Source organism: Desulfovibrio sp. 3_1_syn3, from assembly GCF_000145315.2.
In the GTDB taxonomy this organism is placed as follows: domain Bacteria; phylum Desulfobacterota; class Desulfovibrionia; order Desulfovibrionales; family Desulfovibrionaceae; genus Desulfovibrio; species Desulfovibrio fairfieldensis.
On the sequence record NZ_ADDR02000001.1, the window covers coordinates 608,123 to 623,376 of the forward strand.

The window sequence follows — 15,254 nt, forward strand, 5'->3', positions numbered from 1 at the left end:
CCTTTCTTTCAGGGCTGAAGCGGGGCCTGCGGATTCCCCGCGAAAAACGCGGATGTCTACAAAAAATATCCTGTCCGCGCAGGGCCGCCCGACACGCTTTCCAGAGGCAGATCTTCGCTGATTCGCCGCCAGTTCCGGCTTTCCGCCAGGGCCTCTTCGGCCAGGTCACGCAAAGCCACATAACTCTCCGCCAAGCTGAAACGGTCCGTATCAACGACGCGATCGGCCCGCAACGGCTCGTCAAAAGCGTCGGAAACGCCGGTCAGCAAATCCATCTCGCCGCGCGCGGCCCGTGCATAAAAGCCCTTGGTATCCCGTTCCACCAGAGTGTTCAGCGAGCAGCGCACCCAGACTTCGCGGTAAAGAGGAATCTCGTCGCGGTTTTTCTGGCGCATGCATTCATACGGCGTGATGGCCGCCACAATGCAGATCTTGCCCTGGGCATGCCTCTGCAGCACGTGTTCACGCATGGCGTCGATATTGCGCAGGCGGTCCTCGGGACGAAAACCGCTGAAGCCGAAGCGGCGGCGGAAGCAATCGCCGTCAATGAATTCGACCTCATGGCCCCGCGTTTCCAGATACAGGCGCAACAGTGACCCCAGGGTGGTTTTGCCGCTGCCGGAGAGCCCCAGCAACCAGATAACAGGCATCATGCGAACCTCGCTTTAGGGTGGCGGCCCGGCATGCAGCCGCGTACCGTCGTGATCGGAACGTACATATCTGTTCCGCAGTAATGCAAAAAACCGGCCAATGCTTGTCTTTTGCGGCAAAGCGCCCCGTCCGGTTGTTTCTCGGAAAAAGCGAAGGAAATTTTGACAGCCCGCGCGCCAGGCGGACGCTATACATCCTGGGCGAGACCGGACTTTCACCCCTCTCTGGAGCATGCAACACGTAAAATAGGCGTTTGCGGCGAGAAAGCCCTTTTATTCGCATTTCATGACGGGAGTTGCAGGCAAAGCCCTGCGGAGCAATTCGCGCATGAGACGCGCTGACGGTTCAAGAGTATTTTGCGTTTGATATATTACACATTTCGAACGGTACGCCGCCCGCGTGCCGCGGAAGCCGTTGGCGAGTCTTCGAGTCATACGGATACCGACAGCAATGCTAAAACGCGGCTTAGCGCGGCTGTCGATGCCCGTAAGCCCTTCGTGGGCTAACGGGCCCGGCGCCGCCTCCGGTCGCTTTCTTGCACTTGGGCGCGGGTGCCCGCTCACGCGCCCACCAGAGTAATTCACTCATTTCAATCGTGAATTGCTCCAGAACCCGACATTGCGAAAAAAATAACTTGACAAAAACTGCGACACGACAAAAACTGCTTTCAGGTCTTGTTTGAATATACAAACAAGACCTTTCCCCAAGCAATAAAAATTTCCGGCATGGCCGCTCCCAATGGCAAGGGAGGGAGCGGCCAACGCGCCGGGAACGGAAGAAACGGCGAGGGCCGCGTCAGTCGCGCGGTTCCGCCTGGAGCATGAATTCCACATGCTCCTCACAGTCCGGGCACTGCACGGGCGTCTCCTTGAGAACGCCTTTGCGCGCGGCATAGACAAAGGGAAAGATGGCGTTCAGCGCCATCATGCACAAATTGCCGCTTTTGCCCTTATCCAGCAGCGGGCCGTCAAAATAGACAGCATCGCCCACGGCGTAGAGAGGGCAGCCCGAACGGACGACCACGGCTTTGATTCTGCTTTCTTCCATATAGACCTCCTTGGCATATGGGCGGTCCGTATTCGCCCGGCAGCGAATGCGGACCGCCCGCCGTTTTCCGGCAAGACCGGCTTTTTTCATAGCGGCAGGCGCCCTTTCGTACCGGCCACAGTATACGCCCACCGCGCCCGGCGGGCTATCCGGAATTGCAGCGGAGCCTTAGGGCCTGCTAACGCCATAGAATTTTTGTTCGCCTGCAAGGAAGATTCTGCTTTGGAGTGCACCCTTGCCTCAGTCGTTGCAGCGAAGCTGCTTACGAATGAGGACAGCAGCGATCTGGCACGCGACCGAAAAAGCAGGCGATATCTGGCTTCAGCCGTTGCGACGCAGGAAGCTACGGATGAAGCCAGCATGCGTAACGTCACAGACGGTTCCATGCAAATGCTGTCGCCATCCGTAAGCCCTTTGGACAACGGCTGCCGCACGCGGCAGGAGGACAAAAAGGCATAGCGTTAGAGCAAGTTCAAAGTGGAATTGCTCTGGCCGTTGCATAAGCAGACGCCTGCCACGAGCGCCAGCCGTTGGCGGCTATGCCGCCTTACGGATGACGACAGCAGAGCTAAGCGCCGGAGACCGAGCCGAAGGGTGGCCCGCAGGGCCATGGCCGTAGGCACGCGAAGCGCGCCGTACGGACATCGAGAGCAGGGCGAGCGGCTTAAAAACTTTGAGAATGTCAATTCTCAAAGTTAATCTGCTCTAACAGGCCCCAGAGCAGTTTAGCGTTTAACGTTAAGCTGCTCCAAAAGCCCGCAGTCCTTTTCCCGGAACGGTTCTGACCGGGACTGCCCGACTACGGCCGAGTGTGGCCGGGTGCGGCAAGGCAAGCAGCTCTTTGGGTCCTGAATGCCGCAACGGCAAACAGCCCCACGCACTGCGCAGGGCTGTTTGTACAAAAAAAAGAGGGTCAGCTTTGGACTGACCCTCTTGAACTAGCTGGCGGAGCGGAAGGGACTCGAACCCTCGGCCTCCGGCGTGACAGGCCGGCGTTATAACCGTCTTAACTACCGCTCCGTGGTGGGCAGTACAGGACTTGAACCTGTGACCCCCGCCGTGTGAAGGCGGTGCTCTACCAGCTGAGCTAACTGCCCTCGTCGGGAGACACTTAAGTATGCGAAACAGGCTCCAGAGTCAAGCGGAATTCATCGAGTAAAAAAAATTTTACAAAAACAAAATATTAACTCATTAATTTTAAACAATAATTTTTTAAAAGCTCGCGCGAATGCCGCACCTCGACTTGCGGGGCGGTTTGCGGAGTGATAGAGCTTAATCAATGACTCAGGGGTAACGGACAGCACAATGAAATTCCCATGGAAACAACTCAGAGCGGCCGCGTTATGCGGCTGTATGCTTTTGGCGGCCCAAAGCGTTTTGGCCCGCGTGGTGGACGGCAACAACATTATGGATCAGCGCATGAGCGAGAACCTCTGCGCCATTACCTTTGATGACGGCCCCTCGCGCAATACGCCCCAGCTTCTGGACATGCTCGACCAGTACGGCATCCCGGCCACTTTTTTTCTGCTGGGCAAGCAGGCTGAACTTCATCCGGACATCGTCCGGCGCATCGTGGCCGAAGGCCATGAAATAGGCAATCACTCCTATTCCCACCCAAACCTCCGCCTGCTGTCATCGGAGCGCAAGGACGAGGAAATCCGCCGTACCGACGCCATTCTGCGTTCCCTGGGGGCCACGCCGCTTTTCCTGCGGCCGCCCTACGGCGCGTTTGACCACAACACCGTGGAAACCGCCGAGTCTCTAGGCCTTTCCGTGGTACTCTGGTCCCTGGACAGCCGCGACTGGAAAGGCCTGCCTCCGGACTACGCCAAACTGCGCAGCACGCGGGGCTATGCCTATCCCACGGGTTCGTTGCGCGGCATCTTTCTTTTTCACGACACGCACAAAAGCACGGTGGACGATCTGCCCCGGATCATTGCGGACTTGCGCGCGGGCGGCTGCCAGCGTTTCGTGACCGTGAGCGAATACCTGGAAGGCGTGCTGGACCCGGAACCCGGCCTGCTGATGACCCGGCGGCCCGTGGGCGAAGAGCCGGGCCAGATGCCTCTGGCGGCCCGTCATACTGTAGAGGGCGTGGAAGAATCCGCGGAACTGCCGCCGACCCGCGGCTGGCCCGCAGGAACGGGTCCGCTGCCTCTGGCCCGCAGCAGCAAGCCCTGGCAGCCCGAAAGCAATGCCGCGCCTTTCAGCGGGCAGGCCCTGGACCAGCATGAACGGGGCGGCGCCTCGCCGCAGTCGACCCTGCCCGCCGGGCTGTCCCTGCGCCCATCTGCCCGTGCCGCCACGCCAGCGCCGCTTTCGTAACAGACAGCCGCGACCAGCAATAAATTTTCTCTCCCCGCTTTTCCTGTTGCGCGTTAAGGCTCCAAGTGCCGCGCATTCAAATTCCGGCAACCTGGCTTTATATTGTGAATCCATGACGACCTCCTTTAGTCGCCATGACTCTATCTTTACTTTTTGAGCAGGCGGCACAGAGAGGAATATCCGATGCCGAGGTGTTGCGCGGCCTGTTTCTTGTCCCCGTCGTAGAAATCCATAGTTTTCTTCAAAATGGCGTCACGGGCAATGTCCAGACTTTGCTTGAGCGTCCAGCGCGGATTTGCAAGCTGGTCCGACTCTTGCGGAAAAGAAGGCAGGGGACTGCGGCGCGGCCTGGGGGCAGACGCCGCTGTTGAGGGAAGAGCCTCCACGCCGTCCGTGCTGTGCTCGTTCATAATGCTGGTCAGTAAAGCCGGATCGGGCGGATTGTCCCCAAGAAGAAGCAGGTAGTTTTCCATGATCGCCAGCAATTCTCGCACATTACCCGGCCATTCGTAGCGGCGAAGGCATTCCAAGATAGGCGCGGATAGATCTTTTCTGCTGCAATGGTATTTTTTTAGCAGATTATCCAGCAAGATGGGGATATCCTCAAGACGGCGACGCAATGGCGGCACGCTCAACTTAAATGTGGACAAACGATAATAGAGATCCATGCGGAACAAGCCCGCCTGCACCAACTGGAGAAGAGGCTTGTTGGAGGCGCAGATAACGCGCACATCGACCGGGTACATGCGATTTCCGCCGACCCGGAGTACCTCCCGCGTTTCAAGAACACGTAAAAGGCGTAGCTGCGTTTCTTCGCTGATATCGCCGATTTCATCCAGGAAAAGCGTCCCCTTATGGGCCATTTCAAAAAAACCGGCTTTCCCGCCGCGCTTTGCCCCAGTAAAGGCGCCTTCTTCATATCCAAAGAGTTCGCTCTCAATCAATTGCACAGGTACTGCGGAAATGTTGACGGGCACAAAGGGCTTGTTTTTCCGAAGGCTGGCCGCGTGCAGAGCGTGGGCGGCCAGCTCCTTGCCTGAGCCGGTCTCCCCTTGGATGAAGATGTTCACGTCCGACGGCGCATACTGGCGCAGCTTTTCTTTCATTTGCCGCACCGGCTGGCTTTGCCCTTTAATATCCTCAATGGTCGTGCGGGTGGACAAGCCGCGGGAGTACAATTCCTTGTTGATCTTGTTGCTGATGCTTTGCAGTGACGGCGTGTCGCGAAAAAGGCTGACCGCGCACGGCGTATCGGAATATAAGATAAGAGGGTATGTTGTGGCGATGAATGCTTCGCCTCGCAGATCCACCAGCTTGTTTTCCCGGGGCGTCAGATCCCGCAAGGTATCGAGAAGGCCAAGCGGTTGGAAGAAAGAGCTAAAAAACGTTTCTCCCGACTGCGGCGGCACCTTGAGCAACTGGTAGGCCGCTTTGTTGGCAATGAGGACATGCTGTTCCGAATCGATGCAGAGTACGCCTTCCTGCAAATGTTCCATGATCATCATCATGTTGCCGTTGCGGCGTTTGGCCTCGCGCTGGGAATGGGCAAGGTGACGGCCGCGTTTGAACGCCAACTGGATACTCCGTTGCGTGGGCTTGATGATGAACCCCCGGCCGCCATACTCTTCCATACATGCCTTGCTCACGCCGCCGCCGATGAGCACCTTGAAACCCTGCAGCACGCATTGCTGTATGGCCTGCCTCATCATTTCCGGTGAGTCATAGGTAGCGCTTTGCACATTGATGTTCAACAAGCGCTCCATTTCAACAGCTATGGTATCGTGAAATTCGTCCTGGTATGATGCTAATATGATCTTGTCTGAATACTGCTTTGCCACACGCAGTGCTCTGAGTACGTCCATGTCGGAACGTTCGATTTTGACGACAGAGTGCGGCACAGAACGAAAAATGGTGTCGCCCGTGCCGCCGTGGCACAAGATCACTTCAAAGCCGTTATCAAGACATTCGCGCGCCATTTTCGGCCCAGTTTCGAAATTCACAAGTTCATAGCGAATCTCATCGGGTGAATTGGCCATAGCATTTTTGCATTCTTCAATTATCTCATACGAATGTACAAGAAGAGCAAAGCGATATTTTTCCTGCTTCATGACTATATATACCCATATAAAGTAAATGTTATATTAATTTTATTTTATATATTACAAATAAATATATAATTATTATAAATGCTGGACTTTGTGGAATAGATCATTGAAATTGACAACAAGGGCCACTTTACGGATTAGGAGGCCTTTGTAAAATATTTTCTCAAAAATAAGAATAATCTCAAATTTTGTATATATTCTCATTGATGCCAACGTCAAGTCTTATGGCTGGCTCCAATAAAAACAATAAAATCAAGTAGATTACAGTAAAAAATAAGACCATATAAGCTTTGGCACAATTCATGCTGCAATAAATCAACAGCATACCGCATCACTATACCGATATTTTTATTTGCAAACAGGATAATACATTGTCCAGAAGGAGCCATGTATGACTGCTGTTGTTGCCCGCATTACTGTGCATGAGTTGTATAAAACATTGCGTGGAGAGACGGAATTTGCCCTGCTTGATGTGCGCGAGCAAGAAGAATTTTCCAGATCACATCTTTTATTGGCCTGCTGCATTCCCTTGAGCAGACTGGAACTGATAGTCGAACCGCTTGTACCCTGCAAGGAAACACCTGTTTTTGTGATGGATGACGGCCTGTCGGAAGACCTCGACCGGAGTGGCCGCGCCGCTGATGTTCTGAAGGCCATGGGCTACTGTGCTGTCAGCATCATTGACGGAGGGCTGAAGGCATGGAATGAGGCGGGTCTCGTTACCGTTACCGGGGTCGGAGCCCTGAGCAAAGGCTTTGGTGAATACATTGAAGTCGTGCAGGAAACGCCACGCCTGCCCCCCACTGAGATCAAGGCCCTGCTCGACGACACCCGGATCCGGAGCGTTGTCATTGACGTCAGGCCCACCGGCGAATACCGCAATATGAACATACCTGGCAGCATAAATCTGCCTGGTTGCGAAGTAACCTACCGCTTGGCCGAAGTGGTCAAAGATCCCGCCACGACCATTGTCATCAACTGCGCCGGGCGGACAAGAAGCATCATTGGTACGCAAACCTTGATCAACGCCGCTATCCCTAATCGGGTTGTGGCCCTCAAGGGCGGCACAATGAACTGGCAGCTTGCGGGTTTTGAATTGGAATACGGTTCCATCCGGCCGGTACCCCCCATTACGGAGGAAGGCCGTCACATTGCCGAACAGCGTATCCGCAAGGTGGCCGAGACGTACCATGTCCGCTTCATCGAACCTCAGAAGGTTGCCGTGTGGCAGTCGGAGGCGGCCCACAAGACGCTCTATCTTTTCGACGTGCGCCAACCCTGTGAATACGCGTCCAGTCATATCCCGGGTTCGACCTCCGCTCAAGGCGGCCAGCTGGTCCAGGCTACGGACGAATACGCAGCCGTGCGCAACGGGCGCTACGTTCTCATGGACGACGACGAGCTGCGCGCCATCATGACGGCCCACTGGTTGCAGCAGATGGGCTTGCCACAGGTTTTTGTGCTGAAGGGAGGCATTTTCAGCGCTGCCGCCGTGTTGGCACCCCAAGGATTGGCCGATGGCGAGGATGGCGTCGAAGCTCATGCCTCCACGGGCGGCATCAGCGTTGCGGAAGCGGCGCGGCAGTTGGAAAGCCAGTCCGGGATATTGTGCATCAATGTGGGAGCCAGCAACCGGCATCGGGTCCGTCATATTCCCGGCGCGAAATGGGTCGCCCGGGCCTATCTGCCGCGGGTGCGCTCACTATCCTCTCAGATCAGGCATATCATCCTGACCGCCGAGGAAAGCGCCCATGCGGAGCTGGCGGCACAAGACGCCCACAACCTCTGGCCGGACGCCGCCGTCAGCTTTATCCGGGGCGGTACCCCCGCCTGGGAAAAGGCGGGCCTGCCCCTTGAAGCGGGCATGCCCTGCGCCCTGTGCGCCGAAGACGACATCTGGTACCGCCCCTATACCGATCTCAATGCCTCAAAAGAAGCCATGCAAGGCTATTTTGACTGGGAATCCGGGCTGGTGGACAAGATCAACGCCGATGGGTGCGTCAACTTTAACGTCAAAAGCCGGTGAATCGGGCTCATCGTAAAGTTGATTAAGGAGTACTGACCATGGAACAACTGCTTGAGTATTTACCCAGCGTCCTGACCTGGTCCAACTTTTTAGTACTTGTTTGCGGTTCCGTCGGCGGGCTTTTCTTCGGCGCCATGCCGGGCCTAAGCCCCACCATGGCCGTGGCCCTGCTGGTGCCCTTTACCTTCTACATGCCGCCAGTGCCTTCCCTGCTCCTACTGGGCGCGGTCTATACCTCTGCCGTGGCGGGGGGGTCCATTTCAGCCATTTTGCTAAGTATACCGGGGGCCCCTGCCTCCATCGCCACCTTGCTTGACGGGTATCCCATGGCTAAACAGGGCCGAGCGCAGGAAGCGCTGTACACCACGTTCTTTTCCTCCCTGATCGGCGGCGTTGTGGGGGCTCTCGCCCTGATCTTCCTCACGCCGCCCATGTCCGAATTCGCCATGCGGTTTGGCCCATCCGAGCTTTTCTGGACAACTGTCTTCGGCATCACTGTCATTGCCGGACTTTCATCGGGGGCCATGCTCAAGGGGCTTTTCGGCGGCGCGCTGGGCCTCTTGCTGGGCTGCATCGGCGAAAGCAACGTCACAGGCGAGGGCCGCTTTATCTTTCATGAGATGCTGACTGCGGGCATAGCCATCGTGCCAGCCCTTATCGGTCTGTTTGCTATTCCACAGGTCGTCGAGATGATGGAGGATTCACATCTCGTTTTTGAAAAATTGAAGGTGCAGATCAAAGGCGGCCTTCTGCGCAAGGTTATCAAAAAACACTCCAAATACCTACGCACCCTGACCCTCGGCAGCATCCTCGGCACCATTATCGGTGTCATCCCTGGGGCGGGCGCGCAGGTGGCTGGCCTGATGGCCTATGACCAGGTGAAGAAGATGGACAAAAACCCGGAGCGCTTCGGCACGGGCGATCCTGAGGGCGTCTGCGCCAGCGAATGCGCCAACAACGCCACAGTGGCTCCGGCCTGCATTCCGCTTTTGACCCTGTCCATCCCAGGCAGTCCGACGGCGGCCGTTCTTTTGGGCGGGCTGCTGATTCAGGGGCTGCTCCCTGGGCCTGAACTGTTCACCAAAAACGCCGACATCACCTACCCCTTCATCATCGGCATGTTCATCGCCCAGTTTTTCATGTTTGGTTTCGGCATCCTCGCCTCGCGCTATACGCATGTCGTGAGCAATGTGCCCAACTACATGATGTTCGGCATTGTGATGATCCTCTGTGTCTTTGGCTCTTATTGTGTACAGAACAGCTTTGCGGATGTCCTTATCATGTTTTGTCTGGGTGCGCTGATGCTGCTGTTCAAAAAACTGGGCATCCCCAGCGCGCCCATCGTGCTGGGCATCATCCTCGGCCCTCTGGCGGAAGAGAATTTCCTGCGCGGCAGACTGATCGCCAATACCGACGTGGGGATGTGGCAATATTTCTTTAGCGGCTCGCTGAATCAGACGCTCATCGGTCTTTGCCTGCTGTCGCTGGTCTATGCCGTTTACGGCGAGATCAGGTTTGCCCGCAGGGCCAGGGCCAGGCTCGCCGCCCAGCAAAAGGAGGCCACCCATGCCTAAGGAATTCGCCGCCGCTCTGACTATGACTCTCATCATCGTCTTTTTTGCTTTTTATCTGGACGGCCCGCAAGACGAGCAATCCCTGCTGGTTCCCCAGTTTCTTCTGTATCTGATGGGGGTTTTTAATGCGGGGCAATATATCCTGGCCTTTCTCCGCAACAGGCAGAAGATCGACAGCGTGCTGACGCTCAGGGGCTATCCGCTAAAACGGGTGGGAACTCTGTGCGCCCTCACAGTGCTGTATATCGCCGTTTTGGAATGGATGGGCTTTTATCTGGCTTCCTTCATCTATCTGATAGTCGTGTCACTGATCGCCCAGCCCATGGCGGTCACTCCCGCAGGCGCGCTCAAACGATCGGCTGTCGCCTTTGCCTGCATCGGCTTCCTGTATCTGCTCTTTACCGTGGGGCTGACCGTCCAGATCCCCAAAGGCTTTATGCCGTTTTAAAGGTTGTCCGGTTTCCGCAGGAAACCTCATGGCTTTCTCAATCTCTAACAAAGGATGGATGGTATGAACCGCATTTTCCGCTTTGTGCTTTGCGCCGCGCTCCTGTTGCTGCCGGCGGGGCGCGTGGCCGCAGGCCCGGCCGACGACTACCCCTCCGGGCCCATCACGGCCGTGTGCACCTATTCCGTCGGCTCCCAGACAGACGTGCAGGCCCGCATCGGCGCCATGCCAGCTGAGAAATACTTTGGCCAGCCTATCGTCATCCTGAACAAGGCCGGTGCGGGAGGCCTGACCGGCTGGAACTGGTTCATGGACCGGGGCAGCCGCGATGGTCTGACCATGACCGTTTACAACCTGCCCAACTTCATCGCCCAGTCCATCGTTAAAAAGAACGCCAAGTACAGCATCCGCACGCTTGAGCCTCTGGCCAATTTTGCCGCGGACCCGGTGGTGCTCTTCGTGCCTAAGGATTCCCCGTTCAACAGCGTGGCCGACGTGGTGGCCTACGCCAAGGCAAATCCCGGCAAGGTCACCCTGAACGGTTCGGGCCTTTTTGTGGGGCATCACATCGCTCTTCTGCTTTTGCAGAAAGAAGCGGGGATCAATCTGACCTATATCCCTGAAAAGGGCGGCTCTGATTCCCTGCAATCTGTCTTGGCGGGCAAGGTCATGGGCAGCTTCAACAACCTGTCCATCGCCATGCGCGCCCCGGACAAGATCAAGGTCCTGGGTATCGCCGACCTGCAACGTCATGAGTTCATGCCCGAGGTACCAACCTTCATTGAACAGGGTTACAAGACCTTGGATGACGCCACAACCAACTTCCGCGGCTATGCCCTGCCCGTGGGCGTGGACAAGGCTATTGTGGAAAAGGCCGCTCAAAAGGTCTATGAAATGCTCAATGATCCCATTGTAATCGAGAACATGAAGAAAACCGGCGTCCCGTACCACATACTGGACCGCCAAGCCATGCTCAAGATATTTGAAAAGCGCGAAGCGATCCTCAAAGATCTGCTCCAGGCTTTTGTTGAACAGTAAATCAGCCCGTCCCCCGGCCCGGTGGAGCATGCAAGGCCCCACCGGGCCCTTTTGTTTGCCGGGGCCGCACCGCCCCTGAGGGATGTATGACAACCGCGGAATTGACAATTTTACTTGTCAGCACGGCCTTCGCCGCCTTCCTGAAAAGCGGGGCGGGCATCGGCACCGGGCTTTTTCTGCTCCCGGCCCTGAGCCTGATCTTCGACCCGTTCAAAGCCCTGGCCGCCACCGCGCCGCTCTTGCTCATCATGGACATCATGGCTGTCGGTTGCCACTGGAAACGCTGGATCGGCCCCCCTGTACTGACGGCCATGACGAGGTTTTCCGTCATCGGCGTGTTGTGCGGCAGCCTGGCCGTGCCGCATCTGCCCGCCAACATCCTGAAAATATTGATCGGCATCATTGGCGTGATCTATGCTCTGAGCAACCTCTTGCCCTTCCGGGGCCCGCGGTATCTGACCTCTCGTCTGCCGGCCTCATTCGCGGCAACAGCCATGCCCGCATATCTGGCTTCCTTTCTGGGGGGGCTGTTCAACGTCGTCAATGCAGGCAGCGTGTTCTACGCTTTCAGCATGGTGCATCTCAAACTGGAGAGCCGGGTTTTCGTCGCCACCTGCTGCGCGTTGATCCTGATCAGCAATTTCGTCAGAGCCGTCGGCTTTTCCCTGAACGGCATGCTGCCGCCCGACCTGATCATCATCGCCCTGAAGCTGATCCCCGTCATCGCCGTCTTCAGTTGGATGGGCAGCAGGATTGTGGCCCGCTGCCCGCCGGCCTTGTTTCGCAATCTGGTTTTCCTGCTGATCCTGGCCATGTGCGCCAAAACGCTTTCATCAGCGTTCTGACGCAGTCACGGCCCCCATGCGCGGCATGCCCCATCCGGCAGGCAGAGAAAGAAAGCCCCCGGCTCATTTATGGGGAAATCGCTCTTGGGCAAAGCCGGAACCGGCATGCAGATTGAAGAGTATATCCGTTCCTGCAATGCGGAACGGTTTCAAAAAGACTCGGCCGGCTTTTCCCGATACTCGACCGGGGAAAGCCGGCCGCTTGCGGTACATCAGACGGAGGATTTTTACCAGTCCGCTTGACGGGGGCAGGCTATTGCAAAGGCCGCCTGTTCCACATCCTGAGGCTGCGAGACATGAACGCCGCCTGTTAAGCTGCCCTCAACGCACGAGGAGGTACCCGCTTCAGGATAATCTGTTTCTGAAATCCGCATAGCCGAACTCGCGCAGCAGGCGGAAGCGGTTTTCCCCACTCGCGTTCCCGGCCTTGCAGATGCCGATGGACGGCAGGCGCAGGCCGTTGAAGGTCGTGGTCTTGACCATGCTGTAAATGGCCATGTCCCCGAATACCAGACGCTGCCCGGCTTCCAGGGGCGCGGCAAAGCCGTATTCGCCGATCACGTCCCCGGCCAGGCAGGACTTGCCCGCCAGGCGACAGGTCCAGGCTTGTTCCCCGGCGGCCCCGGCGCGCGCGGTCGCCCCCTCATGGCGGTAAAAGACCTCCGGCCTGTAGGGCATCTCCAGCACATCGGGCATGTGGCAGGCGGCGGAAACATCCAGCACGGCCACGGGCATGTCGGCCATGACCACATCCAGCACCGTGGCCGTAAGCCAGCCGGCGTTAAGGGCCACGGCCTCGCCCGGTTCCAGATAGATCCGGGCGTCATAGCGTTGACGCCAGCGCGTCAGGCAGGCGCAGAGCAGGTCCAGATCATAGCCCGGCTTGGTAATGTGATGCCCACCGCCCATGTTGATCCAGCGGCAAGCGGGTAAATACGGCCCGAATTTTTCCTCCACGACGTCCAAGGTACGGGCCAGGGCGTCGGCCCCCTGCTCGCAGAGAGTATGAAAATGCAGGCCGGAAATGCCCTCCAGGTCGGCGGGGTCGAAATGGCGCTGGCGGATGCCCAGACGCGAGCCCGGCGAACAGGGGTCATAGATGGGCACCGCACCTTCGGAATGCTCGGGGTTGAGGCGCAGGCCGCACTCTATGGGATTTTCAGCGCGGCGCGCACGGTTGTGAGCTTCAATGACGGGCCGGAATTGCCGCCACTGAGTCGGGGAATTAAAGACAATATGGTCCGCCAGATCCAGCAGCTCGGCGATTTCCGCCTCGGTCCAGGCGGCGGCGAAAGCATGCACTTCACCGCCGAACTCCTCCCGCCCCAGGCGCGCTTCATCCACGGAGCTGGCGCAAACGCCCCAAAGCGGCCCCACGCCCGTGCGCGAGAGCAGCGGAAAGGTGGCCCAGGCCGCATAGCCCTTAAGGGCCAGCAGAATTTTCGCGCCGGTGCGGCGCTGCACCTCATCCAGAATGGCGGCGTTGGCCGCCAGACGCGCCTCGTCCAGCACGAAGCAGGGGGAAGGGACAGGGGTTTCGTCCGAAAAAAGGAAGTCCAGGCAGTCCATGTATGTTCCTTTGCAGCGGCACCTTGCGTCCGCGCCGCAGTCAGGCTTTTTAGAGAAGAGAAACGCGGGCTTGTCTCCTGCTCCCTGGCTATCGCGGCCCACGGGCGCCGACGCTTAGACCGCCCCCTGCCGCACGCCAGACCGACGGCTATCGATAAATCGGGGAGCCACTTCGCCAGAAGTTGACGCGCGGCGATTCCGGGGTGCAGCTCGCCATGCGAGCAAGACCCGTTATACGCCGCGTTGTCGCGTTACGTTGTTAGGGGGATGATCCGAGGCCCCCTTGCCGCACGCCGCGTAGGCGGCCCAAACGCCGGCAGGCGGGAAATCTCCGTGCCCAAAGGGCACTCATACCGCCAGGCCCCGCTCTTCCAGGTCTGGATATAAACGCCGCCCTGGCGGCCTCATCCAACTCTACTCCATTTCCACACACTGCCACGTCAGCCCGTAGACGTTCAGATCCGCCATGAAGGGATCAGGGTCAAACTGCTCCATATTCCAGACGCCGGGCTCGCGCCACTTGCCTTCCACGATCATCTTGGCGCCGATCATGGCGGGCACGCCCGTGGTATAGGAAATGGCCTGGGAACCCACCTCGGCATAGCAGGCTTCGTGGTCGCAGATATTGTAGACGTAAACGGTCTTTTCCTTGCCGTCCTTGACGCCGCGCATGAGGTCGCCGATGCAGGTCTTGCCCTTGGTCAGCGGGCCCAGGGAGGACGGGTCGGGCAGCAGGGCCGAAAGAAACTGGATGGGCACGATCTCCCGACCCTGGAAGCGCACCGGGTCGATGCGGGTCATGCCCACATTGCCGAGCACCTTGAGGTGGTTGAGATAGTTGTCCGAGAAGGTCATCCAGAAACGCGCCCGGCGGATGCCCTTGAGGTTCCGCACCAGGGATTCCAGCTCCTCATGGTACATGAGGTAACATTTCTTTGTGCCGATGCCGTCCGGAAAATCGTAGTTCATGGACCAGGCCAGGGGGTCGGTTTCCACCCACTCGCCGCGCTCCCAGTAGCGGCCCGGCGCCGTGACTTCGCGGATGTTGATTTCCGGATTGAAATTGGTGGCAAAGGGCTGGCCGTGATCCCCGGCGTTGCAGTCGATAATATCCAGCACGCGCACTTCGTCCAGCTCGTGCTTCAGGGCCCAGGCCGCGAAAACGTTGGTCACGCCCGGGTCAAAGCCCGAACCCAGCAGGGCCGTGAGCCCGGCTTCGCGAAAGCGGTCGGCATAGGCCCACTGCCACTTGTATTCAAACTTGGCCGTGTCCAGGGGCTCGTAATTGGCCGTATCCAGATAGTGCACGCCGCATTCCAGGCAGGCGTCCATAATGTGCAGATCCTGATACGGCAGGGCGAGATTGCAGACCAGATCCGGCTTGACCTGCCGGATCAGCCGGCAGAGTTCCGGCACGTTGTCCGCGTCCACCTGGGCGGTGTCGATGTCCACGCCCGTGCGGGCCTTGACGCTGCGCGCCACGTCCGTGCAACGGGACAGCGTGCGGCTGGCCAGGGTGATCCACTCGAAAACGCCGGTTTCCTTGGCCGCCTGGGCGCACTTGTGGGCCACCACGCTGCCCACGCCGCCCGCGCCGATGATCAGGATCTTCGCCATATCTGCTCC

The 15,254-nt window shown here is 58.0% G+C and carries 11 protein-coding genes and 2 tRNA genes; 6 read left to right on the plus strand and 7 right to left on the minus strand.

The genetic code is table 11. The features are described from left to right. Positions 1-56: 56 nt before the first annotated feature. The 4 genes from HMPREF0326_RS02595 to HMPREF0326_RS02615 form a co-directional block, all read right to left on the minus strand. Entirely contained in the window at positions 57-653 is a 597-nt protein-coding gene (locus HMPREF0326_RS02595) for an adenylyl-sulfate kinase (protein ID WP_008682641.1), read from the minus strand. A gap of 793 nt (positions 654-1,446) precedes the next feature. Further along, on the minus strand, positions 1,447-1,698 hold the full coding sequence (locus HMPREF0326_RS02600) for a TIGR04076 family protein (RefSeq protein ID WP_008682643.1): 252 nt from the start codon (positions 1,696-1,698) through the stop codon (positions 1,447-1,449). A 943-nt stretch (positions 1,699-2,641) separates the two neighbouring features. Then, positions 2,642-2,718, minus strand: a tRNA-Asp gene (locus tag HMPREF0326_RS02610). A 1-nt stretch (position 2,719) separates the two neighbouring features. Continuing rightward, positions 2,720-2,795, minus strand: a tRNA-Val gene (locus HMPREF0326_RS02615). A 256-nt stretch (positions 2,796-3,051) separates the two neighbouring features. On the opposite strand from HMPREF0326_RS02615, the gene HMPREF0326_RS02620 reads away from it, so the two are divergent. Then, positions 3,052-4,023, plus strand: a complete 972-nt coding sequence (locus HMPREF0326_RS02620; RefSeq protein WP_232224896.1) for a polysaccharide deacetylase family protein — start codon at positions 3,052-3,054, stop codon at positions 4,021-4,023. Positions 4,024-4,169: 146 nt separating this feature from the next. On the opposite strand, the gene HMPREF0326_RS02625 is transcribed toward HMPREF0326_RS02620, so the two are convergent. Further along, positions 4,170-6,131, minus strand: coding sequence for a sigma 54-interacting transcriptional regulator (locus HMPREF0326_RS02625; protein WP_020990172.1), 1,962 nt, complete (start codon positions 6,129-6,131; stop codon positions 4,170-4,172). 388 nt (positions 6,132-6,519) lie between these two features. On the opposite strand from HMPREF0326_RS02625, the gene HMPREF0326_RS02630 reads away from it, so the two are divergent. From HMPREF0326_RS02630 to HMPREF0326_RS02650, 5 genes are all read left to right on the plus strand, one after another. Further along, positions 6,520-8,154: a rhodanese-like domain-containing protein gene (locus tag HMPREF0326_RS02630; protein ID WP_008682650.1), complete on the plus strand. Its 1,635-nt coding sequence runs from the start codon at positions 6,520-6,522 to the stop codon at positions 8,152-8,154. Positions 8,155-8,192: 38 nt separating this feature from the next. Beyond that, positions 8,193-9,728 (plus strand): tripartite tricarboxylate transporter permease, encoded by a 1,536-nt coding sequence (locus HMPREF0326_RS02635; RefSeq protein WP_008682652.1) that lies wholly within the window; start codon positions 8,193-8,195, stop codon positions 9,726-9,728. Continuing rightward, positions 9,721-10,176: a tripartite tricarboxylate transporter TctB family protein gene (locus HMPREF0326_RS02640; protein ID WP_020990173.1), complete on the plus strand. Its 456-nt coding sequence runs from the start codon at positions 9,721-9,723 to the stop codon at positions 10,174-10,176. The genes HMPREF0326_RS02635 and HMPREF0326_RS02640 overlap by 8 nt, the downstream gene beginning before the upstream one ends. Before the next feature lie 63 nt (positions 10,177-10,239). Beyond that, the gene (locus HMPREF0326_RS02645; RefSeq protein ID WP_020990174.1) at positions 10,240-11,214 is read left to right on the plus strand and encodes a tripartite tricarboxylate transporter substrate binding protein; all 975 of its coding nucleotides are present in this window, start codon (positions 10,240-10,242) and stop codon (positions 11,212-11,214) included. Positions 11,215-11,300: 86 nt separating this feature from the next. Beyond that, positions 11,301-12,059: a sulfite exporter TauE/SafE family protein gene (locus HMPREF0326_RS02650; RefSeq protein WP_008682658.1), complete on the plus strand. Its 759-nt coding sequence runs from the start codon at positions 11,301-11,303 to the stop codon at positions 12,057-12,059. A 345-nt stretch (positions 12,060-12,404) separates the two neighbouring features. Here HMPREF0326_RS02650 and nspC read toward each other — a convergent pair whose 3' ends face one another. Further along, positions 12,405-13,628 carry a carboxynorspermidine decarboxylase gene (gene nspC / locus HMPREF0326_RS02655; protein WP_008682659.1) on the minus strand — a complete coding sequence of 408 codons (1,224 nt, stop codon included), beginning with the start codon at positions 13,626-13,628 and terminating at the stop codon, positions 12,405-12,407. Between the two features lie 414 nt (positions 13,629-14,042). Next, complete coding sequence (locus HMPREF0326_RS02660; RefSeq protein ID WP_008682660.1) at positions 14,043-15,245, minus strand: saccharopine dehydrogenase family protein; 1,203 nt, start codon at positions 15,243-15,245, stop codon at positions 14,043-14,045. Between the last annotated feature and the right edge of the window lie 9 nt (positions 15,246-15,254).

Bases quoted from the DNA above. Each gene is read 5' to 3' on its own strand.
- HMPREF0326_RS02595 (WP_008682641.1), bottom strand. From the start codon at position 653: ATGATGCCTGTTATCTGGTTGCTGGGGCTCTCCGGCAGCGGCAAAACC.
- HMPREF0326_RS02600 (WP_008682643.1), bottom strand. From the start codon at position 1,698: ATGGAAGAAAGCAGAATCAAAGCCGTGGTCGTCCGTTCGGGCTGCCCT.
- HMPREF0326_RS02620 (WP_232224896.1), top strand. From the start codon at position 3,052: ATGCTTTTGGCGGCCCAAAGCGTTTTGGCCCGCGTGGTGGACGGCAAC.
- HMPREF0326_RS02625 (WP_020990172.1), bottom strand. From the start codon at position 6,131: ATGAAGCAGGAAAAATATCGCTTTGCTCTTCTTGTACATTCGTATGAG.
- HMPREF0326_RS02630 (WP_008682650.1), top strand. From the start codon at position 6,520: ATGACTGCTGTTGTTGCCCGCATTACTGTGCATGAGTTGTATAAAACA.
- HMPREF0326_RS02635 (WP_008682652.1), top strand. From the start codon at position 8,193: ATGGAACAACTGCTTGAGTATTTACCCAGCGTCCTGACCTGGTCCAAC.
- HMPREF0326_RS02640 (WP_020990173.1), top strand. From the start codon at position 9,721: ATGCCTAAGGAATTCGCCGCCGCTCTGACTATGACTCTCATCATCGTC.
- HMPREF0326_RS02645 (WP_020990174.1), top strand. From the start codon at position 10,240: ATGAACCGCATTTTCCGCTTTGTGCTTTGCGCCGCGCTCCTGTTGCTG.
- HMPREF0326_RS02650 (WP_008682658.1), top strand. From the start codon at position 11,301: ATGACAACCGCGGAATTGACAATTTTACTTGTCAGCACGGCCTTCGCC.
- nspC (WP_008682659.1), bottom strand. From the start codon at position 13,628: ATGGACTGCCTGGACTTCCTTTTTTCGGACGAAACCCCTGTCCCTTCC.
- HMPREF0326_RS02660 (WP_008682660.1), bottom strand. From the start codon at position 15,245: ATGGCGAAGATCCTGATCATCGGCGCGGGCGGCGTGGGCAGCGTGGTG.